The sequence below is a fragment of the Thalassospira sp. CH_XMU1458 genome (assembly GCF_037027205.1).
GTDB classification, from domain to species: Bacteria; Pseudomonadota; Alphaproteobacteria; order Rhodospirillales; family Thalassospiraceae; genus Thalassospira; species Thalassospira tepidiphila.
Genome location: NZ_JAYMDW010000002.1, coordinates 993,789 through 1,013,286, shown reverse-complemented (window position 1 = coordinate 1,013,286; position 19,498 = coordinate 993,789). Strand labels below are relative to the sequence as shown.

The 19,498-nt window shown below is 55.6% G+C and carries 19 protein-coding genes; 8 read left to right on the top strand and 11 right to left on the bottom strand.

The genetic code is table 11. The annotated features are described in order from the left end of the window. Nucleotides 1-3: 3 nt before the first annotated feature. The 5 genes from WBY09_RS12140 to WBY09_RS12120 all read left to right on the top strand — a co-directional run bounded on the left by WBY09_RS12140 (nt 4) and on the right by WBY09_RS12120 (nt 5,297). Nucleotides 4-1,059 carry a TRAP transporter substrate-binding protein gene (locus WBY09_RS12140; protein ID WP_063086912.1) on the top strand — a complete coding sequence of 352 codons (1,056 nt, stop codon included), beginning with the start codon at nt 4-6 and terminating at the stop codon, nt 1,057-1,059. A gap of 87 nt (nt 1,060-1,146) precedes the next feature. Next, entirely contained in the window at nt 1,147-2,616 is a 1,470-nt protein-coding gene (locus WBY09_RS12135) for a M81 family metallopeptidase (RefSeq protein WP_336232816.1), read from the top strand. A 266-nt stretch (nt 2,617-2,882) separates the two neighbouring features. Then, the gene (locus WBY09_RS12130) at nt 2,883-3,734 is read left to right on the top strand and encodes an alpha/beta hydrolase (protein ID WP_336232814.1); all 852 of its coding nucleotides are present in this window, start codon (nt 2,883-2,885) and stop codon (nt 3,732-3,734) included. 127 nt (nt 3,735-3,861) lie between these two features. Further along, nucleotides 3,862-4,803, top strand: a complete 942-nt coding sequence (locus tag WBY09_RS12125; RefSeq protein WP_336232813.1) for an ornithine cyclodeaminase family protein — start codon at nt 3,862-3,864, stop codon at nt 4,801-4,803. Beyond that, nucleotides 4,800-5,297: a thioesterase family protein gene (locus tag WBY09_RS12120; RefSeq protein ID WP_063086916.1), complete on the top strand. Its 498-nt coding sequence runs from the start codon at nt 4,800-4,802 to the stop codon at nt 5,295-5,297. Before WBY09_RS12125 ends, WBY09_RS12120 begins: the two co-directional genes overlap by 4 nt. A 56-nt stretch (nt 5,298-5,353) precedes the next feature. On the opposite strand, the gene WBY09_RS12115 is transcribed toward WBY09_RS12120, so the two are convergent. Further along, nucleotides 5,354-5,863 (bottom strand): GNAT family N-acetyltransferase, encoded by a 510-nt coding sequence (locus WBY09_RS12115; protein WP_336232812.1) that lies wholly within the window; start codon nt 5,861-5,863, stop codon nt 5,354-5,356. 100 nt (nt 5,864-5,963) lie between these two features. On the opposite strand from WBY09_RS12115, the gene WBY09_RS12110 reads away from it, so the two are divergent. Further along, nucleotides 5,964-7,196, top strand: coding sequence for a bifunctional alpha/beta hydrolase/OsmC family protein (locus tag WBY09_RS12110; protein ID WP_336232811.1), 1,233 nt, complete (start codon nt 5,964-5,966; stop codon nt 7,194-7,196). A gap of 78 nt (nt 7,197-7,274) precedes the next feature. Here the strand turns inward: WBY09_RS12110 and WBY09_RS12105 are convergent, their stop codons facing one another. The 10 genes from WBY09_RS12105 to WBY09_RS12060 form a co-directional block, all read right to left on the bottom strand. After that, nucleotides 7,275-7,622: a RidA family protein gene (locus WBY09_RS12105; RefSeq protein WP_336232810.1), complete on the bottom strand. Its 348-nt coding sequence runs from the start codon at nt 7,620-7,622 to the stop codon at nt 7,275-7,277. Between the two features lie 309 nt (nt 7,623-7,931). Then, nucleotides 7,932-9,218, bottom strand: coding sequence for a M20 family metallopeptidase (locus WBY09_RS12100; protein ID WP_336232809.1), 1,287 nt, complete (start codon nt 9,216-9,218; stop codon nt 7,932-7,934). Nucleotides 9,219-9,250: 32 nt separating this feature from the next. After that, nucleotides 9,251-10,396: an NAD(P)/FAD-dependent oxidoreductase gene (locus WBY09_RS12095; RefSeq protein ID WP_336232808.1), complete on the bottom strand. Its 1,146-nt coding sequence runs from the start codon at nt 10,394-10,396 to the stop codon at nt 9,251-9,253. Between the two features lie 11 nt (nt 10,397-10,407). Further along, nucleotides 10,408-11,451 carry a histone deacetylase family protein gene (locus tag WBY09_RS12090; RefSeq protein ID WP_336232807.1) on the bottom strand — a complete coding sequence of 348 codons (1,044 nt, stop codon included), beginning with the start codon at nt 11,449-11,451 and terminating at the stop codon, nt 10,408-10,410. A gap of 56 nt (nt 11,452-11,507) precedes the next feature. Next, entirely contained in the window at nt 11,508-12,437 is a 930-nt protein-coding gene (locus WBY09_RS12085) for a 3-keto-5-aminohexanoate cleavage protein (protein ID WP_120225938.1), read from the bottom strand. Next, nucleotides 12,434-13,810 (bottom strand): aminotransferase family protein, encoded by a 1,377-nt coding sequence (locus WBY09_RS12080; RefSeq protein WP_336232806.1) that lies wholly within the window; start codon nt 13,808-13,810, stop codon nt 12,434-12,436. The genes WBY09_RS12085 and WBY09_RS12080 overlap by 4 nt, the downstream gene beginning before the upstream one ends. 29 nt (nt 13,811-13,839) lie before the next feature. Then, nucleotides 13,840-14,937, bottom strand: coding sequence for an ABC transporter ATP-binding protein (locus WBY09_RS12075; RefSeq protein ID WP_336232805.1), 1,098 nt, complete (start codon nt 14,935-14,937; stop codon nt 13,840-13,842). A gap of 105 nt (nt 14,938-15,042) precedes the next feature. Then, complete coding sequence (locus tag WBY09_RS12070) at nt 15,043-16,197, bottom strand: ABC transporter substrate-binding protein (RefSeq protein WP_336232803.1); 1,155 nt, start codon at nt 16,195-16,197, stop codon at nt 15,043-15,045. 107 nt (nt 16,198-16,304) lie between these two features. Further along, on the bottom strand, nt 16,305-17,105 hold the full coding sequence (locus tag WBY09_RS12065) for an ABC transporter permease (RefSeq protein ID WP_008891864.1): 801 nt from the start codon (nt 17,103-17,105) through the stop codon (nt 16,305-16,307). Between the two features lie 11 nt (nt 17,106-17,116). Then, complete coding sequence (locus WBY09_RS12060; RefSeq protein WP_008891863.1) at nt 17,117-17,989, bottom strand: ABC transporter permease; 873 nt, start codon at nt 17,987-17,989, stop codon at nt 17,117-17,119. Nucleotides 17,990-18,161: 172 nt separating this feature from the next. Between WBY09_RS12060 and WBY09_RS12055 the strand changes: the two genes are divergently transcribed. Together WBY09_RS12055 and moaD are read left to right on the top strand one after the other, a co-directional pair. Next, on the top strand, nt 18,162-19,106 hold the full coding sequence (locus tag WBY09_RS12055) for a LysR family transcriptional regulator (protein WP_129542731.1): 945 nt from the start codon (nt 18,162-18,164) through the stop codon (nt 19,104-19,106). Between the two features lie 96 nt (nt 19,107-19,202). Then, nucleotides 19,203-19,454, top strand: coding sequence for a molybdopterin converting factor subunit 1 (gene moaD / locus WBY09_RS12050; protein ID WP_336232800.1), 252 nt, complete (start codon nt 19,203-19,205; stop codon nt 19,452-19,454). Nucleotides 19,455-19,498 lie beyond the last annotated feature (44 nt).

The window sequence follows — 19,498 nt, the reverse complement described above, 5'->3', positions numbered from 1 at the left end:
GAAATGAAAACCGTAAAGCGTTTGGGCGCAGCCGCCCTTGCAACCGCGATGCTGATGGGCAGCACCTCGATGGCATTCGCCGAGCCGAAGGTTCTTAAATTCGCGCACGACAACAAGACCGACCCGTTTGAAAACCCGGCACATGCCTGCACGGCTGTTTTCGCCAACATCGTCGAAGCCGACACCAACGGCGAAATCGAAGTCGAAGTTTATCCGTCAAACCAGCTTGGTTCGGCTGCCGAACATGTTCAGATGGTCCGTGATGGCCTGATCCAGGGTACGCTGACCTCGACCGGTGCGCTGGCGTCTTACTATCCGCGCATTGACGTTCTGAACCTTGCATTCGCGTTTGATAGCAACGCATCGACCTATGACGTGTTTGATGGTCCGTTTGGCGAAACCCTTGCAAGCGACATCGAAGGCGAACTGGGTGATGTGAAGGTTCTTGGCTTCCCGGATACCGGCGGGTTCTTTGCTGTGACCAACTCGCAGCATTCGATTGCAACGCTTGAAGATTTCAAGGGTATCCGCATTCGTACCATGTCGCTGCCATCCCATCAGAAAATCATGCAGGCCCTTGGTGCCGAAGCATATCCGATGGCCTGGGGCGAAGTTTATGCCGGTCTTCAGACCGGTGTGATCGATGGCCAGATGAACCCGGTTCCGACCGTGACCTTTGCCAAGTTCAACGAAGTTCAGGGGTATTTGACCCTGACCAACCATCTGTTCTCGCCTTACACCATGATGCTCTCGAAGGCATTCTGGGATGACCTGACCGCCGATCAGCAGAAAATCATTCGCTACGCTGCACAGTCTTGCGTCGTTGCAAGCCGTGGCGTGTCACGTGTGATCGAGGCATCTGATCGTGGTCTTGCCGGTCTTAAGGACAAAATGGAAATCACCGCGCTGTCGGCTGAAGACCGTGAAAAGTTCAAAGAGGCAACCCAGCCGGTCGTGGTCAAACACGTTCAGGAAAGCCTTGGCGATGAAGGTGTCAAACTTCTGAACCTGTTCAAGGAAGAAGTCGAGAAGGCCAACGCCAACCGCTACATGGAATAAGCCATTCCAATTGCCGAAGGGGCGGGATTCTCGCCCCCTCGGAATTCTTTAGCTGATATCAAAAGACCAATAACAAAGGCACGGGCCATGCGGATTTTTTGCGCCTCGATTGCAACCGAGACCAATACATTTTCACCTTTGCGCACTGATTTTTCCGATTTTCAGGAAAGCTTTTATGCCCCGCCGGGCCAGCATCCGGTCACCCCGACACTGTGCAGTGCCGTCTTCACCGAAGGCCGCCTGCGTGCCGCCAAGGAAGGCTGGGATCTGATCGAAGGGACCGCCACCTGGGCCGAACCGGGCGGGTTGGTCAACCGTGCAACATATGAACAGTTGCGCGACGAGGTGCTTGGCCAATTGCGTGCGGCCATGCCGGTCGATGGCGTGATCCTTGGTCTGCATGGCGCAATGGTGGCCCAGGATTATCTTGATTGCGAAGGTGATCTGATTGCGCGTATTCGTGCGCTTGTCGGCCCTGATGTCGTGATCGGCACAAGCTTTGATCCGCACAGTCATTTGACCGCGAAACGCATTGATAACGCTGACATTATTGTCGCGTTCAAGGAATTCCCCCATACCGATTTTGTCGAAACCGGCCGGGCTGTGGTTGATCTTGTATTGCGCACATTGCGCGGCGAAATCAAACCGACCAAGGAAGTTTTTGACTGCCATATGATCGAGGTCCTGCCGACCTCGCGCGAACCGATGCGGTCATTCATTGACCGGGCAAAGGCAATGGAAGGAACAGGCAATATCTTGTCGGTATCCTTCATTCACGGATTTATGGCCGGTGACGTGCCCGATCTTGGGGCCAAGGTGATTGTCACCACCAACGATAACCCTGCGGAAGCCAGGCAGATAGCACGAAACCTGGGGGTTGAGTTGTTTGGTTTCCGTGGGGCCACCCGGCCTGATTTTGCCAAACCCGAAGATGCCCTTGATCAGGCGCTGGCATCCGATGCCAAACCGATTGTCCTGACCGATGTCTGGGACAATCCGGGCGGTGGCGTTCCGGGCGATAGCACCATTTTGCTGCGTGCCGTGATCAAACGCGGGCTTAACGATTATGCCTTTGGCACCCTGTGGGATCCGATGGCGGTGCGAACCTGTTTTTCCGCGGGCGAGGGGGCGGTTTTGCCCCTGCGTTTTGGCGGGAAAACCGGTGCCCATGCCGGTGCACCGATTGATGCCGAGGTCCGGGTCAAAACCTTGAAACGCGATGCCTGGCAGTATTTCGGTGAAAGCATCGTTCCGCTTGGCGATTGCGCCGTGATCATCCTGCCCGACGGGGGGGAGGTGATCCTCAATACCAACCGGTCGCAAAGCTTTGATCCCAGTCTGTTTTCCAACATGGGTATCGATCCGGTATCGAAGAAATACCTGTTTATCAAATCGACGAACCATTTTTATGACTCGTTTGCCAAGATCGCGGGCGAGATCATTTACGTCGATGTGCACGGACCATATCCGTCCGACCCGAAAACGAACGGATATCGCCATCTGACCCGCGACCTGTGGCCGATTGTCGAAGATCCGTTCGAAAAAAAGGCCGGTTAGAAAGTTTACCTTGTGCCAGTCGCAAGCGGTTCAAAAGCCACACATTCGAGCCGTTAAAAGTCTCCCTGCGAAAGACTGGTCAAGGATTGGGGCCATGATTGGGTTTAACACCCGGTCATGGCTCTTTTTTATGCGGCAGCGATCGGTACGCGTTGGTGAGTTCGGTTAAAAGCACCATCTATTTTGCGAAGTGTTTGCAAACAATCCGAAATTAAAGAAAGATTGAACCGGGCGAGATCGTTTTCACCGAAAATAATGAGGTTCCGATGGCTTGGGGCGGTTTCACAGCAGCAGAGCTTGAATGGCAATATAATCCGCGCGAAACCGTGCCGGACTTCATGACCCATTTTGAACGGTTCGTGAAACTGTCCGACGAAACCCGTGCCCAGCTTGGCGGCAAGATTGATGTGCGCTATGGCGACGGGCCCAAGGAAACCATGGATATTTTCATGGCATCCGATCCGGGCGCACCGGTGCATGTGTTTTTCCATGGCGGTTATTGGCGCAGTCAGGACAAAAAGGATTACGCCTTTGTCGCGCGCGATCTGGTCGCAGCCGGGTTTACGGTCATCTGCCCGAATTATGATCTGTGCCCGGATGTAACCGTGGCCGACATCACCGAAGAAGCCGTGCGCGCGATTGCCTATATCTATCAGCATATCGAAGAATTTAACGGCGACCGTGACCGGATTTCGATTTCGGGCCATTCCGCCGGTGGGCAGATCGTCGCCCGTCTGGCCACCCATGACTGGACCGAAACGCTTGGCGATGCGATGCCGTTTGAGGCCATTGTGCCGATTTCCGGTGTTTTTGATCTTGAACCGATCCGGCACACGACGATCAATGACGATGTCCGCCTTGATGAAGCATCCGCTGCCGACAATTCACCGATGTTGGACGGCGTGCCGCTTGATGCCCGTTTGATGGTGGTGGTTGGCGGTAATGAAAGCCCGGAATTTGTCCGCCAAAGCGATGCCTATGGTGCTTATTGTGGCAGTGCCGGGCTTAAGGTTTCGGTCTATAAGGCATGGGGTGCCAACCACTTTACCGTGCTTGAAGAAGTGTTCCTTGGCACCGGATCCCTGTTTGGCATGCTCAAACGGTTTTTGTTGCCGTAAATCCCCCGGAAATTCTTAGAAAACAGCATAAAAAACTGCTGGTCTTCCTGTGACGTGCGTGGCTCAACGTGGTATAAAATATGACCGCTACCGCACTGAAAACAAAAATGCTTATACAGGAAGGCCCATGCGTTTCATTACTGCCGAAGATATCGAAAAATTCGTCTCGCCCCGTGATCTGGTCGAAGCCCTTCGCGACGGGTTCGAACAAGGCTGCGAAGCACCGCTGCGCAGTCATTTCAACATGGAACGCAGTAACGAGGATGATGCAACCTTCCTGATCATGCCAGCCTGGCAAAAGGATGGTGCGGCAGGTGTTAAAATCGCTGCCGTCGTGCCGGGCAACTCGGCGCGCAATCTTCCGGCTGTATCGGGCACCTATGTTTTGCTGGATGCCGTCACCGGCCAACCATCCGCCGTCATTGATGGCACCAAACTGACCACGCGCCGTACGGCTGCTGCATCCGCATTGGCATGTGACTATCTGGCGCGCAAGGACACCAGCGACATGGTCATGGTCGGGTCTGGGGCGATGGCCCCACAATTGATCAAGGCACATGCATCGGTTCGCCCGATCAAGAATGTCACGATCTGGAACCGCAATCCCGACAAGGCGGCAAAACTCGCGACCGAGATTGCCGAGCTCGGCTTTAATGCCAAGGGCACCGATGACCTCGAAGCGGCGTGCAAGACAGCCGATCTGATTTCATGCGCCACCCTGTCGACCGCGCCGCTGGTGCATGGCGACTGGCTGCGTGAAGGAACCCACGTTGATCTGGTCGGCGCGTTCAAGCCAACCATGCGTGAAACCGATGATGCTGTCATGCAGAAATGCCGCATCTATGTCGATAGTTTTGAGGGGGCGAGTGCCGAAGGCGGTGACGTCGTTCAGGCCATCGACAGCGGGGCGATTACCAAATCCGACATCATCGGCGATCTGTTCGGCCTGACCCGCGGGCAGGTCAAGGGCCGCGAGACGGATAGCGAATGCACGGTCTTCAAATCGGTTGGTCATTCGCTTGAAGATTTCGTCGCGGCGGTCGCGGTCGTAAAGGCCGTCGAAAAATGATCAGCACCGATCTGTTTGCGCCTGAACCGCTTGAAGCCTTTCGCGGGCATATCAAACCCGAATGGATTGATTTCAACGGCCATATGAATGTTGGCTATTACGTGGTCGCATTCGATCTGGGATCGATGGCGTTTCTGGATGCGGTGGGGATGGGATACAGCTATCCCGAACGGCGCGGCGGATCGACCTTCGGGCTTGAAATGCACGTGACCTATGATCGCGAAATTCATCAGGATGATCCGTATGTGATCCATACCCGTGTTCTGGATTGCGATCAGAAACGCATTCACATGTATCATGAAATGCGCCATGGCACTGAAGGCTGGCTGGCCGCGACCAATGAAATCATCACCATGCATATTAACATGAAGGAACGGCGTTCGGCCCCGTTCCCCGATGACATCATGGAAACACTGAACAAGATCAAGGACGCGCACGCCAATTTACCCATCCCGTCCGGGGTTGGTCGCAAGATCGGCATTCGCCGCAAATAATCAAAAACCCCGCATCATCAGATCGCGGGGTTTTGTTTTGGTCTTTGCTATGCGTCTTAGGGGCGGGTTGCCACATAAAGCCTGCACATTTCGCCAGACTGATTGACATCCTGATCGCGCAGATAAGTCAGGCCGAGCTTTTCAAGCATCCGAACGGACGCGATATTGTCAGGCAGGCAATAGCCATAAATCTTGTCAAACCCGTAGTGATGCCAGCCATGATTGATCAGTGCCGAGCTGACTTCATAGGCATATCCCTTGCCCTGATGGGCCTCCGTCACGGCATAGCCGATATCAGGGGCATCAAGCGTGTCACGCTTTACAAAGCCGATCAGGCCAATCGGGCTTTGGCTTTGTTTTTCCAGTGCAACGCACATCCCAAAGCCAAGCTTGTCATAGTTTTCGCGAAAACGCAGATCGATATAATCCCGCGCCGCCTGAAGGTCATGAATATTGCGATCACCGATAAACCGAAGCCATCCGGGCTCATTTAGCAACTTAAGAATGAATGGCGCGTCGTCATGCGTGGCTTCTCGCAAAATTGTGCGTTCGGTTTGAACGATCATCACTGAACTGTCCGTGTTACGGTGGCATCAAGAAGGATATTATCGGGGACTATCTGAAATAGCAGTATGATTTCACCCCTCAAGGGTCAGGAGAATGACAATGCCCGGAAAACCGATCAAGGTGACATTTGAAGGGGCCCATGGTGCCGAACTGGCCGCACGGCTGGACCTGCCGACCGGGCCGGTCAAGGCCTATGCGCTGTTTGCCCATTGTTTCACCTGTACCAAGGATCTGATCGCCGCCCGCAAAATTGCCGAGGCGCTCACGATTGAGGGCATCGGTGTCCTGCGGTTTGACTTTACCGGGCTGGGTGGATCGGGCGGTGATTTTGCCTCGACCAACTTTACGTCCAACCTTGAAGATCTTGAACGTGCGGCCGATTTCCTGCGTGACGCGTTTGAAGCCCCCAAACTTCTGATCGGACATTCACTTGGTGGGGCGGCGGTTCTGGCGGTGGCCGATCGCATCAAGGAGGCAACAGCGGTTGCAACCATCGGCGCACCGGCAGATGTTCATCATGTGACGCATAACTTTGCCGATCATCTTGATGAAATCCGCCAAAAGGGCGAGGCCGAAGTTTGCCTTGGCGGGCGACCGTTTGTCATTCGCAAGCAGTTTGTCGATGACCTTGGCGGATATGATCTGCCAACGCAGGTGGCAAAGATGAAAAAGGCGCTTTTGGTCTTGCATGCGCCGCTTGATCAGACTGTCGGGATTGAAAATGCCGGCAAGATTTTTGATGCGGCCAAGCATCCCAAAAGCTTTGTTTCGCTTGATCAGGCAGACCATTTGCTGCGCGATCCTGATGATGCGCAGTACGCTGCGTCCGTGATTGCCGCATGGGCAAAACGATATCTGCCGGAAGGCAAATCGGCAAAACCGGATATCGGCGAAGGTGTGATTGTCCGTGAAACCGGTCTTGGCAAGTTCCAGTCGATGGTCATGGCGGGCAAGCATCGCTTGCTAGCCGATGAACCGGAAAAGGTTGGTGGGCTTGATAGTGGACCGTCGCCTTATGATTATCTGTCAACCGCCCTTGGCAGTTGCACGGTGATGACGATCCGGATGTATGCCGATCACAAGGGCATCCCGATTGATTCCATTCGTGCTGAAGTCTTGCATCAAAAAGTTCATGCCGATGATTGCGCGGAATGCGGCGAACAGCATGCGGCAAAGGGCGGCAAGATCGACCGTTTCGAACGCATCATCCGGTTCACCGGCGATCTGGATGACGCAACCCGTCAACGCCTGATCGAGATTGCTGATAAGTGCCCGGTGCACAGAACGCTTGAGGCGACATCCCTGATCGTCACGCGCGAAGATCGGGTTTAGCCCGCCAGATTTCCGATGAAACAAAAAACGCCTGACCGGTTTCCCGCGTCAGGCGTTTTTTATTGATGCCAAAGTGTCTTACGGCTTGGCCGCAATCACGATGAACTCAACCAGGTAATCCGGGTTGGCAAGCTTTGCTTCGCCGCAGGCACGACCCGGGGTGTGACCCTGCGGGACCCATGCATCCCAAACCGCGTTCATTGCCGCAAAGTCTTTCATGTCGGCAAGCCAGACGGTGGTCGACAGGATGTTTTCTTTGCTGGAGCCGCATTCGGCCAGAAGCGCATCAACCTTTTCAAGGCATTCCTTGGTCTGGTTGGTGATGTCGCTATCGGGGTTACCAACCTGGCCGGCCAGATAGATGGTGTTGCCATGGACAACGGCCTGGCTCATACGCGGGCCGGTGTGAAGACGCTGGATGCTCATGAAACGCTCCTTGTTAAAGCATTGGATATATTATTCGAATTGGGATGTAGGGTCGAAACTCGTTCACATAATCGTTCCGGTCGCCCGGATTTGTGCGGATATGCGAAGCAAAACCGCAGGAAGATATACATCTTTCAAGGTTTTGCGACAAAATAGCCCGTGCAAATCCGGGTGATCCAAAGGACAACTGATATGAGAGAAAGCCTCTGCGTCAAATCCCTTGACCGGGGATCACCCCGATCTGCGGCATTTTCCTAGCTTTTTCTCTCATATCAGTTGCCGGATCGGTCATGTGAACGAGTTTCGACCCTAGCTAGCACGCTTTTGTACGCCGCACCAGTCGGCAATGAACAGGGCAAGAACCTCGGTGACTTCCATCATCGACGCAATCGAAACCCGTTCGTCTATCCCGTGAATCCGTTCGGCCTTCGGGCCATAACAGGTGGCCGGGATATCGCCATAAATCTGGAAAAAGCGCGCATCGGTCGTCGCGGTCGAGGCAAGGTTTCTGATCTCCTTGCCCGTCACTTCCTGATGAATGTCGCCAATCATCGACATCATCGGATGATTGATATCCATCTCGCAACCCTCGGCCTGAAAACCGCGATAGGTGATCTCGATCTTGGCTCCTTTGCAGGAAGGGTGGTTATCAAGCGCGCTTTGTTTGACGGCCTCAATGGTTTCGCGCACCTTTTCAAGTTCCATCCCCGGATAGAACCCGACACGGATATCAGCGGTGCACACCGGCGGCACGGTCGATGCCCATTCGCCGCCTTCAATCTTGCCCAGATTGAAGTTCACCGGATGGACATGCGCACCAAAGGCAGCATGACGGTGGGTCGGATGGTTCCAGATTTCTTCAACTTCCTTCAGCGTTTCAAAGAAACCAAAGGCCGCCTCAATCGCGTTGCTGCCAGCCGAGGTATCAAGAACATGCGCCGGGCTTCCCGATACATGGATCTGGAACCACATGACACCAAGTTGGGCGGTCATCAGGGTCTGGTTGAACGGTTCGGGAATGATGGCGCAATCGGCCTTGTACCCGGCATGCAGGCAGGCAAGCGCCCCGTTGCCAGTACATTCTTCCTCGATCACCGATTGCAGGGTGACGGCGGCTGCCGGTTCAAGACCGATATCGTGCAGGGCCTGAAGCGCCTGGCAATAGGCAATGATCCCGGCCTTCATATCGCCCGCCCCACGCCCGTAAATCCAGTCATCCTCGACATGCGGGGTAAAGGGACCGTGGCGCCATTGTTCAGCCGGGCCAGTCGGCACAACATCCATATGACCATTGAGGATCAGGCTGCGCCCCGTCGGGTTTTGCGGGCGATGCAGACCAACAACGTTTTCACGCCCGTCATAGCCGTCAATCACCGGTGGGGAAAAGCCCGGCTGATCGCGTAAAGCGCTGATGTCAATCTTGACCCGTTCGACATCGAGCCCCATCGCAGCAAACTTGTCGGCAATCCAACCTTGCGCGGATGCTTCGTTGCCAAGCAGGCTGTCATGACGCACCAGCGCGCACAAATCATCAATCGCACTTTGGGTGCGCTTTGAAACAGCGTCGCGCAAGGCTGCACGATCAAATTGGCTCATTGGTCTTTCTCCTGATCGGGCGAGGCCGATGATTACTTGCCGCTGACAAGGGTAGGGCGGGTGGCCGAAAGCGCATCGGTGGTAATGCCAAGCTTTTCCATCTGCGGCGGGACACCGTTTCCGGTGATGATGCTTGCGGCATATTCACCCATGGCGGGTGCGGTCTGGATGCCATAACCGCCTTGACCGGCCAGCCAATAGAAACTGTCATCAGTCGGATCAAAGCTTGATACCGGATCACCATCGGCAAAGAAACTGCGCAATCCGGCCCAGCTTTCACCCGGACGGCGGACCTCGATGCTGGTCGCCGTCATCAGGCGATCTATGGTGATCGCGATATCAAGTTCTTCGGGCTGGACATCATGTGGCTCGGTCGGTGTGGTATCGGCAGGCGACACCAGCAAGCGACCGGCATCTTCCTTGAAATAAAGCGTTTCATCGAGGCTTGCGACCAGCGGCCAGCCATGTGGCTTTACGTCGGCTGGCACATCCACCATTACTGCCGTGCGGCGTTTGGGCACGATGCCAAGCGGCTTGATACCAGCCTTGGTCGCGATCTCATCGGCCCAGGCACCCGCCGCATTGACGACGATATCGCCGGTATAAACATCGCCCTTGGCCAGCGTGACCTGCCACTTGCCGTCTGCCTTGCCAATCGCGCTGACATCGGCCTTGGTCACAACCGAACCGCCAAGTGCCTTGAACTGGCGGATAAAGCCCCAGTGAAGCGCATGCACGTCGATATCCATGGCTTCTGGTTCATAGGCCGCCTTGACCACCCGGTCGGTATGAATGACAGGCACAATTTCCTTGAGTTCATCGGGCGTCAGTTCAACAAAGTTCGCGCCATTCGCGCGTCCCTCGGTCAGGATGGCATCCAGTTCGGCCTCTTCGCCGGGGGCGGCGGTCATGATGATGCCGCGCGGGGTCAGGATCGGGTTTTCGGTAAACCCGTCCGGCGGGGTGATGAAGAAAGCCCGGCTGGCGGTCGACATCTTGCGGATGATCTTCGGGCCATAGGTCTCGCTATATAGGGCTGCTGACCGGCCGGTGCTGTGATAGCCCGGCTGGTCTTCGCGTTCGAGTACCGTGACGGATTTACCCGCCCTGGCCAAAAAGAATGCAGCTGACATTCCGGCAATGCCGCCGCCGATGATCAGGATGTCCGAATGTGTCATGTGGGGCCTTCTTAAATCGGGTTTGTTTTGGTGGTCGCGCCAAAGCCGCTGATAAATTGATAAAGGTTTTCTGCAAGTGTTTCACTAACATAACCACCTTCCTGCACCAGAACGGTCGGGCAGGAAAGGGTGCCAATCTTTTCGCCGATCCGGGCAAAACCATCGGGACTGACCGTCAATCCGCCAAACGGATCATCGCGTGATGCATCAAGGCCAAGCGCGATAACAACCGCATCCGCAGCGAAATCGTCGATCCTTGCCAATGCCCGGTCAAGCGCATCAAGAAACACCGCATCACCACTGCCAAGGGGCAGGGGCTGATTATGGTTAAAGCCAAGCCCGTCTCGTTCACCGCATTCCTCGGCATGCCCCCAATAGAACGGATAGAAATCCATCGGATCTGCATGGATCGACAGGGTCATGATATCAGACCGGTCATAGAAAATATGCTGGGTCCCGTTGCCATGATGCAGATCGACATCAAGGATCGCCACCCGGTCATATTTGGTGCGGAGCTCCTCGGCGGCAATCGCACTGTTGTTCAGGTAACAAAAGCCGCCGGCGATATTGCCACTGGCATGGTGTCCCGGCGGGCGGCACAGGGCATAGGCGGTCTTGGCCCCCTGATCACGCACATGGCGGGCGGCGGCAATTGCGGTTTGCGCGCTGGCATAGGCTGAATGCCATGTGGTGCGTGATACAGGGCAGGATGTATCACCAAGATGAAAGCCCGCCTTACCCGCCGGATGACGCGGGTAGGGGCCGGTGCGATCAAATGGGTGGATGTTTGGAATGACCTGTTCTGCACCCCCGACATCCTGCCATTCATCGTGAATGGTCTGCAGGAAGTTCAGATATTGCGCATCGTGAATGGCGGCAATCGGGGCAAGCCCGGCATCATTGGGGGTATGAAGATCAAGCCCCAGACGCCCGACCGCACCGCGCAGGATTTCCGCGCGTTCGGGGACTTCGGGGATCGGCTTTTTCTCGCCCGCGACAATGAATGTCTTGCCATGATGGCGGAGCTGATCGTCTGAGAAATAGGCATGCATCATCTCTGCCGCCTTTCACATGATGTGGTCAAACGGTGGTGGCTTTATCGGGCCTGTCGTCAGAATGCGACCTTGTCGCCGCCTTTCAGGCCGAGGATCGCGCGTGCCTCGTCCGGGGTTGCGATTTCAAGCGACAACCCGTCAAGCACTTCGCGGATTTTGCGCACTTGCGATGCGTTGTCCGGCGCAAGTTCGCCCTTTTTGATATACAGGTTGTCTTCAAGCCCGACCCGCACATTACCGCCCATTGCGGCCGACATGCTGCCAAGCGGCATCTGATGGCGACCGGCACCCAGAACAGAAAACTGGTACTGATCGCCAAACAGCTTGTCTGCCGTGCGTTTCAGATGCGCAAGGTTGTCGGGATCGGCGCCAATGCCACCCAGAACGCCCAACACGAACTGGATGAAGATCGGCCCCTTGATCAGGCCACGATCAACGAAATGCGCCAGGGTATATAGATGGCCGACGTCATAGCATTCAAACTCGAACCGGGTGCCATTGGCCTCACCCAGTTCGGCCAGAATGGTTTCGATGTCCGAAAACGTGTTCTTGAAAACAAAGTCACGGCTGCTTTCAAGGAATTCCGGTTCCCAGTCATGTTTCCATTCGCTGCGGCTGGCAAGGGCCGGGAACAGGCCGAAATTCATCGTGCCCATGTTCAGTGACGCCATTTCCGGTGCGGCTTCGCGGGCCGCCCGGATGCGGTCACGCACATTCATGTTCATGCCACCACCGGTGGAAATGTTGATCACCGCATTGGTCGCCGCCTTGATCTTTGGCAGGAACTGCATGAACACATCCGGATCCGGGCTTGGATAACCGGTTTTGGGGTCACGTGCATGCAGGTGCAGGATTGATGCCCCGGCATTGGCGGCATCAATCGCCTGCTTTGCGATCTCATCGGGTGTGACCGGCAAATGCGGGCTCATGGACGGGGTATGAACCGATCCGGTAATCGCACAGGTGATGATGACTTTGCGGCTCATGCGAAGGCTCCTGCGACTTCGAGTTCGTCTTGCAGTTCGCTCAATGCCTTGCGCAGCGGCACAAGGATATCGGTAAACTGTTCCTTGGTAATCGTCATGGGCGGGCAGATCATGACATGATCGCCGCGATACCCGCCGCGTGTACGCCGCCAGTAAATGATCAGGCCCATGTCATAGGCGATATCGACCAGTCGCGCTGCCGCCATGTGTTTGGGATCAAGTGGCTCCATGCTGTCTCGGTCCTTGACCAGTTCGATCGCCAGCAACAATCCCTTGCCACGCACATCGCCGATCATCGCGAAATCATCGGCAAGCTTGGACAATTCATCCTTGAGTGCCGCGCCATTGGTCGCAGCATTTTCAAGCAGATTGTCTTCTTCAATCACATCAAGCACGCCATTGCCCGCCGCACACGCCAACGGGTTCCCGGCATAGGTATAGCCATGAATAAACCCGCCATGATCAAGAACCGGACCCACGATCCGATCAGGTGCGATCATCGCACCAAGCGGCGCATAACCGGCGGCCAATCCCTTGGATACGGCAAGGATATCGGGCACGATGCCCCAATGTTCGGCGGCGAAATACTTGCCGGTACGACCGGCCCCCGTCATGACCTCGTCATAGATCAGAAGAATGCCGTACTGATCGCAAATCTCGCGAATGCGGCCATAGTAACTGTCGGGGGCAACCAGTGCGCCGGTGGCAGCCCCGCCGACCGGCTCCATGATGAAGCCAAGAACGGTTTCCGGGCCCTGTTTGATGATTTCGGCTTCCAGCATGTTGGCATATTTGATGCCGCGCTCATGATCACTCAGATCATCACGATCCAGATAACATGTCGGTGCGGGAATTTTCGGCTGATCGACCATCATCGGTGCGAACGGTGCATGCATCGGCGTATAGCCGGTGATGGCAAGCGCACCCAGTGTCGCACCATGATAGCTCGGAAAGCGTGAAATGATTTTTGTGCGCTGTGCCTGGCCCTTGGCCAGTGCATATTGTCGGGCAAGCTTGATGCAACTTTCAACTGCCTCGGACCCGCCAGAAACAAAGAATACGCGTTCAAGATCGCCCGGTGCACGGTCGGCAAGGCGGATCGCAAGGTCTTCGGCCGCGTCATTTTCGAAATGCAGGCGATAGGCGAAGCTGGCCTTTTCAAGCTGCTTGGTCATCGCGGCGACCACGCGCGGGTCGCTATGGCCGATATTGCTGACCATGGCACCGCTGGATGCATCGATATAACGTTTGCCATCGACATCCCACATATAAACGCCTTCTGATCGTTCGATCAGCGGGCGGCGGGACCGGCTTTGATAAAACAGACGGGATTCCCGGTTATGTCCGACGGGGCTTTTGGGATCATGCGTCATTCTGGTGGCTCTCCTGAACCGGCGGAGGATTAATCCTGATGGCCGGGTAACAACACACAATTACGGGCCGCGATATGCATGAAGATATCGGCCCCTTCCTTATGGGGGTGGGCATCAATCGGGTTGATGACCTGCCAGTCGCGGCCATTGGCCTCGACAAAGTAACGGGCCTGTTGGCCCAGATAGTCAACGGTTTTGACCTTACCGGGGATCGAAATTACGCCATCGGTGGCGCGGTTTTCTTCAGACAGATCAATTTTCTCGGCCCGGATCACGGCGCGAACGTCTTTTGAATTTCTTGCCTTGGCTGTTTGTTCGTCCGTGGTCAGCAATGTCTCGCCGCTTTCAAGTGCCACTTGGGTAAAGGCGGCATCGGGGCTGCCAAGGTTGGCTTGAATGATATTGGAATGACCAAGGAAGTCGGCAACAAAGGCCGATGCCGGATTGTTATAAACCTCTTCGGGCGCGCCTTCCTGTTCGACAAAGCCGTTATTCATGACAACCAGCTTGTCGGACATGGCAAGCGCCTCGGACTGGTCATGGGTGACGAACACGGTGGCAACACCAAGCTCGCGCTGGATGCGTTTCAGTTCCACCCGCATTTCTTCGCGCAGATTGGCATCAAGGGCTGAAAGCGGTTCATCAAGCAGAAGCACATCCGGTTCAATCACAATCGCACGCGCGAGCGCAATACGTTGCTGCTGGCCACCGGAAAGCTGATTGGGATAGCGGTCGGCGACATGCGGCAATTGCACAAGATCAAGCGCCTTGTTGACCTTCTCGGCAATGTCGGCCTTGGAAACCTTGCGGTATTTCAGGCCAAAGGCGATGTTGTCAAAGATCGTCTTGTGCGGGAACAGGGCATAGTTCTGAAACACAAGGCCAAGATTGCGCTTGTGGATCGGCAGGCTGTTGACCCGTTTGCCGCGGATCAGAAGATCCCCCTCGGTAATATCGGTCAGACCTGCAATCATGCGCAGCGTCGTTGTCTTGCCACAGCCCGACGGACCGAGGAAAGTTACAAAGCTGTTGTCCGGGACGGTCAAATCAATGCGTTTGACGGCGGTGAATTCCCCAAACCGTTTAACGACATTGTGCAGTTCAACAGCGTTTTGTCTGTCTGCCATTGTTAAATACCCTGTCTGAATTGCGCCGCACCCGACATAAGGCGGCAAGTCTGTCCTGGCCGGTTGTGCACGGCCAGGACACAGTTTCAGGCAAGCAGGCGGGGCTTAGTAGCCGCGCTGCACACGCGAGAACGTTTTCGACCAGTCAGCTTCGTTTTCGTTCCAGTACGCCGGATCGAAGAAGCTAAGCGACGACAGTGTTCCACTCGGATCAAATGCTGGCAGGGTCGGGATGACCTCGCCCAGTTCGATCTTCTGCGGATCAAGGGCTGGCGGATAGCTCTGACCTTCGGCAACGGCAATCGCCACTTCCGGCTCCAGCATGAAGTTCAGAAGTTCTTCACAGGCCGCCATCGGGCTGCCACGCAGCACAAACAGGCACTCCTGCCAACCAAGGCCACCGGCCGGATCAAGATAACCGATGTCATGGCCCTGATCCTGCAGCGCCTTGATGCGGCCTGACCAGCCCTCGGTGACATAGATTTCTTCTTCGGCCAGAAGGCTCATCAGTTCGGCCCCCGAAGACCAGTATTTCAGCGCAAGGTCACGGTGCGCGCGGACCATGTCCCAAACAGCTTCAATGTTCTGAATGTTGTTCGGGTCCTGATCGGACTGCATTGCGCCGTACCAGATACGGGTTTTCCATTCGCCCCAGCCGCCGATTTTGCCTTTATAGGCTTCATCAACCATCAGCTTGGCACCCTTGGCCTTGGCTTCGTCGTCGCTGATATATTTGCGGTTATAGGCAATGCCGGTGGTGCCATAGTCATACGGAACCGCCGAAATCGTGCCGCCGGTGATCTTGCGCAGGGGCTCGACCAGTGTCGGGATGACGTTTTTCAGGTTCGGTATGTTGTCTTCATTGAGTTCCGACGTCAGTTCCAGACCGTGATACCGCGCATAGTCAAACACACCCGAAAGGTGGGCGAGGTTGAATTCGCCCGGCTGGCTGGCCTTGACGCGGGCAATATATTCATCCGCACCGCCAAAGGTGCCCGAAACCACTTCAATGCCGGTTTTCTTGGTATAGGGCGCGAAGGCATATTTTTCGAATGCCTCGGAAACAACGCCGCCCCAACCGTCAAAGCGGACCTGTTCCGGGGTTGCGGCCATCGCCTTGCGCGCCAGCATGCCCATTGGTCCGCCAGTGACCCCGGCAACAACGCCGGCCGCACCCAGTGCGGTCAGGAAAGTACGGCGGTTGATGTCGCCGTCGCGAAAACGGGTAAGTAGGCGTTCATAACGTTTGGTATCGTCCATTTAAGGCCTCCTGATAAAACGATATATCCGTTGATCGGTCTTGTTGTTGGTCGTTGTATTTTTGGTGTTGTTCTTGGTTTTGGCGGTTGTCCGCATTGTGCAAAAAGTTATTTGGATGCGCCCACCTTGCGCATGGCCATGACCCGCGCGATCGATGCCGCCACCAGCGGCAGGGCAATGGTGAAGATCACCATCACAGCACCAAGGGCATTGATTTCCGGGCTGATCGAGTTGCGCAGCATGGCAAAGATCTGGGTCGGGACGGTTTCAACACCGCCCGGCTTCCAGAACAGGGTGCCGGTGATGTCATCAAATGAAATGGTAAAGGCAAACAGCATCCCGGCCATGACGGCAGGCAACATCAGGGGCAGGGTCACTTCAAAGAAGGTCTGCACCGGTGTTGCGCCAAGGCTCATGGCGGCTTCTTCGACGTCGCGGCGGATGGACACCAGACGCGCCTGAACCACCAGCACCACAAACGGCAGTGTAAAGACCACGTGGCCCATCAACAGAAGCCCAAAGCTTTTTGGCATCGACAGGAACTGCAGGAAGAGCAGGAGCGCCACAGCCAGAACGACTTCCGGGATCAGGATTGGGGCAACCAGAAGGGTCGAAATGGTCCGTTTCCCGGGGAAATCGTATCTGACCATGGCAAGGGCGGCGAGGGTGCCAAGCGTTGTCGAAATGGCTGCTGTCAGCACACCAAGCAGAAGCGACGTCTTGAACGCCCGCACAATCGCATCATTGTTCCAAAGCGCTTCGAACCAGCGGAACGAAAAGCCCTCAATCGGGAAACTGCCGAACTGGTTGGCATTGAACGCCAACAGGATGACAACCGCCACCGGCGCAAACAGGAACAGATAGACAAGGATCGTGGCAATTCGGATTACTGACCAACCGGACATCATTTGCTGCTCCCTTACTTGAAACTCTTGGCGATCTGATCGATGCCGAGATAGCGGGTGTAAATGACGACCAGTGCGCCCAGAAGCGCCAGCAGCACGAGCGAAAGCGCCGAGCCAAGCGGCCAGTTGAGCTGTGTCACGATGGCTTCGAACACAAGGTTGGCAAACATCGCATCGCGCGGCCCGCCAAGAACAATCGGGGTGATATAGGTGCCCGCCGCCAGAACGAAGCACAGCAACGATCCCGCCGCCAAACCGGGCATGGACAGCGGCAATGTCACTTCGCGGAAGGCCTGGAAACCGGTGCAGCCAAGACTTTGGGCGGCTTCGGTCAGGTTCTTGTCGATGCCATCAAGGCTGACATAGACATTTAGGATCATGAAGGGCAGCAGATAGTGCACAAGGCCCAGAACCACGGTCTGCTGGTTATACAGCATCTGGATCGGGTCATCGATGATGCCGATTGATATCAAAAGGGTATTAAGCGCCCCCGATGTGCCAAGGATATTGATCCACGACATCGTTCTGATGATGTAGCTGATCCAGAATGGCAGCATCAGCAAAAGCAACAGGAACGCCTTGGATTTCATCCGCGTATTGGCAACGAAATAGGCCGGGATATAGCCGACAAACGCGCAAATAACCGTGGTGTAAAAGGCAATCAAAAGGGTCTGGAACAGGATATCGCGATAAAACCGGTCGCCCAGAACTTCAATCCAGTTATCGAGATAAAAGCCGACCTGATCCGCACCGGTCGCGGTCCGCAACCAGAATGAATAAACGACAATGAACAGCATTGGCACAATCAGCAGCAGGCTGATGGTTGCCAGTGATGGTGATAGCAGTACCCACGGAGTCCTGCGGGCTCCGGCGACATCTGCGGCCATTTGTGCCTCCCGTTATTGTCTGCGGTCAGTGCCGCACCCGGTTATTTGGCCGTGAAGAAATTTGTTGGAGGCATTCCAACCCAGACTTGCACATAGCGCAAATAGATAAGTAGAATAGATCTCATAGCCATTATCTATGTGTGGTGCTGGAAATGTCGGAAAGGTAAGCAGAATGAACGAGTTAATGCGTCGGCAGTTCGACTGGAACCTGCTGCACACCTTTACCGTTATTGTCGAGGAACGCTCGATAACCGGGGCGGCCAACCGGTTATTGCTGCGCCAGCCCAGTGTCAGTAACGCGCTCAAACGGCTTGAAGATCAGATTGGCGCGCGTCTGATTGACCGTGAACGCGGCCGGTTTGAAGTCACCGAACAGGGATTGGCGCTGTATCACGAATGCCGCGAAATTTGCGGTGCCATCGGCCGACTATCGGATGTGATGTCTGATAGCGGCAATCAACTAACCGGGCACTTGCATATGTGGCTGGCCAGTCATGTGGTGTTCCCACCCCTTGATGATGCCCTGTTTGAATTCAATCGCGCCCACCCGGAAGTCACCTATGAAATCGATGTCGCGACCTCGGTCAATGTCGTCGATCAGGTGCTGTCACAGCAGGCCAGTTTTGGCATCTGTCTGGTCAAGGAACGCCATCCCAGACTGGAATATCGCCGTTTGTATCGCGAACATTTCGGCTTTTTCTGTGGCCCGACCCATCATTTGTTCGGCCAAAAGGACCTAACCCTGGCCGATTTGCGCCGCGAGGCATTCGTATCATTCGCGACCGACCAGCTCAGTGATGCACTGGCCCCGGTCGCGGTCCTGCGCGCGCAGGAAGGCATGAAGGGCAAGGTCGTCGCCGTCAGCCCGCACCTTGAAGAAGTCCGTCGCCTGATCAATGCCGGGCTTGGCATCGGGCCACTACCGATCCACGTTGTGCAAAGTGCGACCGACCGCGGTCAGCTTTGGCGCTTGCCGCCCTATATTGATCCGCCGGCGATTGATATTTACCTGGTGACCAACCCGCGCATGTCGCTGAGCCGGGCGGAACGGTTCTTTATCGAAAACCTGACTGCGCGGCTGGATGCAGCGCCGGACGGCTATTTTGTTTACCCATAAGGCGTAAATTCGTCGGATCACGCCATTGGGACTTGCCACCGGGCAGGGACTTGCGCAAGCATGCGGGCAAATTGAAGTTTGTTGTCAGGAATAAACATGAAGCTGATCTATTTCTCGTGGGTCAAGGACCGCATCGGTATGGCGGAAGAGGCCATTGACCTTCCAGATACCGTCAAAACGGTTGCCGACCTGCTGGCGTGGCTGCCCGGTCGCGGCGAAAACTTTGCCAATGCCCTGGCCGATCCCGCGATCATTCGCGTCGCGGTCGATCAGGAATATGCCTCGCCTGAAACCGACGTTACCAAGGCGACCGAGATCGCGCTGTTCCCGCCGGTCACCGGCGGGTAATTCATTCCTCATAGAAAAGGGCGCCCTGCTTCCAGGGCGCCCTT

What these genes read in the sequence shown, in the direction of transcription:
- WBY09_RS12140 (WP_063086912.1), top strand. Translation starts at nt 4, where the DNA reads ATGAAAACCGTAAAGCGTTTGGGCGCAGCCGCCCTTGCAACCGCGATG.
- WBY09_RS12135 (WP_336232816.1), top strand. Translation starts at nt 1,147, where the DNA reads ATGCGGATTTTTTGCGCCTCGATTGCAACCGAGACCAATACATTTTCA.
- WBY09_RS12130 (WP_336232814.1), top strand. Translation starts at nt 2,883, where the DNA reads ATGGCTTGGGGCGGTTTCACAGCAGCAGAGCTTGAATGGCAATATAAT.
- WBY09_RS12125 (WP_336232813.1), top strand. Translation starts at nt 3,862, where the DNA reads ATGCGTTTCATTACTGCCGAAGATATCGAAAAATTCGTCTCGCCCCGT.
- WBY09_RS12120 (WP_063086916.1), top strand. Translation starts at nt 4,800, where the DNA reads ATGATCAGCACCGATCTGTTTGCGCCTGAACCGCTTGAAGCCTTTCGC.
- WBY09_RS12115 (WP_336232812.1), bottom strand. Translation starts at nt 5,863, where the DNA reads ATGATCGTTCAAACCGAACGCACAATTTTGCGAGAAGCCACGCATGAC.
- WBY09_RS12110 (WP_336232811.1), top strand. Translation starts at nt 5,964, where the DNA reads ATGCCCGGAAAACCGATCAAGGTGACATTTGAAGGGGCCCATGGTGCC.
- WBY09_RS12105 (WP_336232810.1), bottom strand. Translation starts at nt 7,622, where the DNA reads ATGAGCATCCAGCGTCTTCACACCGGCCCGCGTATGAGCCAGGCCGTT.
- WBY09_RS12100 (WP_336232809.1), bottom strand. Translation starts at nt 9,218, where the DNA reads ATGAGCCAATTTGATCGTGCAGCCTTGCGCGACGCTGTTTCAAAGCGC.
- WBY09_RS12095 (WP_336232808.1), bottom strand. Translation starts at nt 10,396, where the DNA reads ATGACACATTCGGACATCCTGATCATCGGCGGCGGCATTGCCGGAATG.
- WBY09_RS12090 (WP_336232807.1), bottom strand. Translation starts at nt 11,451, where the DNA reads ATGATGCATGCCTATTTCTCAGACGATCAGCTCCGCCATCATGGCAAG.
- WBY09_RS12085 (WP_120225938.1), bottom strand. Translation starts at nt 12,437, where the DNA reads ATGAGCCGCAAAGTCATCATCACCTGTGCGATTACCGGATCGGTTCAT.
- WBY09_RS12080 (WP_336232806.1), bottom strand. Translation starts at nt 13,810, where the DNA reads ATGACGCATGATCCCAAAAGCCCCGTCGGACATAACCGGGAATCCCGT.
- WBY09_RS12075 (WP_336232805.1), bottom strand. Translation starts at nt 14,937, where the DNA reads ATGGCAGACAGACAAAACGCTGTTGAACTGCACAATGTCGTTAAACGG.
- WBY09_RS12070 (WP_336232803.1), bottom strand. Translation starts at nt 16,197, where the DNA reads ATGGACGATACCAAACGTTATGAACGCCTACTTACCCGTTTTCGCGAC.
- WBY09_RS12065 (WP_008891864.1), bottom strand. Translation starts at nt 17,105, where the DNA reads ATGATGTCCGGTTGGTCAGTAATCCGAATTGCCACGATCCTTGTCTAT.
- WBY09_RS12060 (WP_008891863.1), bottom strand. Translation starts at nt 17,989, where the DNA reads ATGGCCGCAGATGTCGCCGGAGCCCGCAGGACTCCGTGGGTACTGCTA.
- WBY09_RS12055 (WP_129542731.1), top strand. Translation starts at nt 18,162, where the DNA reads ATGAACGAGTTAATGCGTCGGCAGTTCGACTGGAACCTGCTGCACACC.
- moaD (WP_336232800.1), top strand. Translation starts at nt 19,203, where the DNA reads ATGAAGCTGATCTATTTCTCGTGGGTCAAGGACCGCATCGGTATGGCG.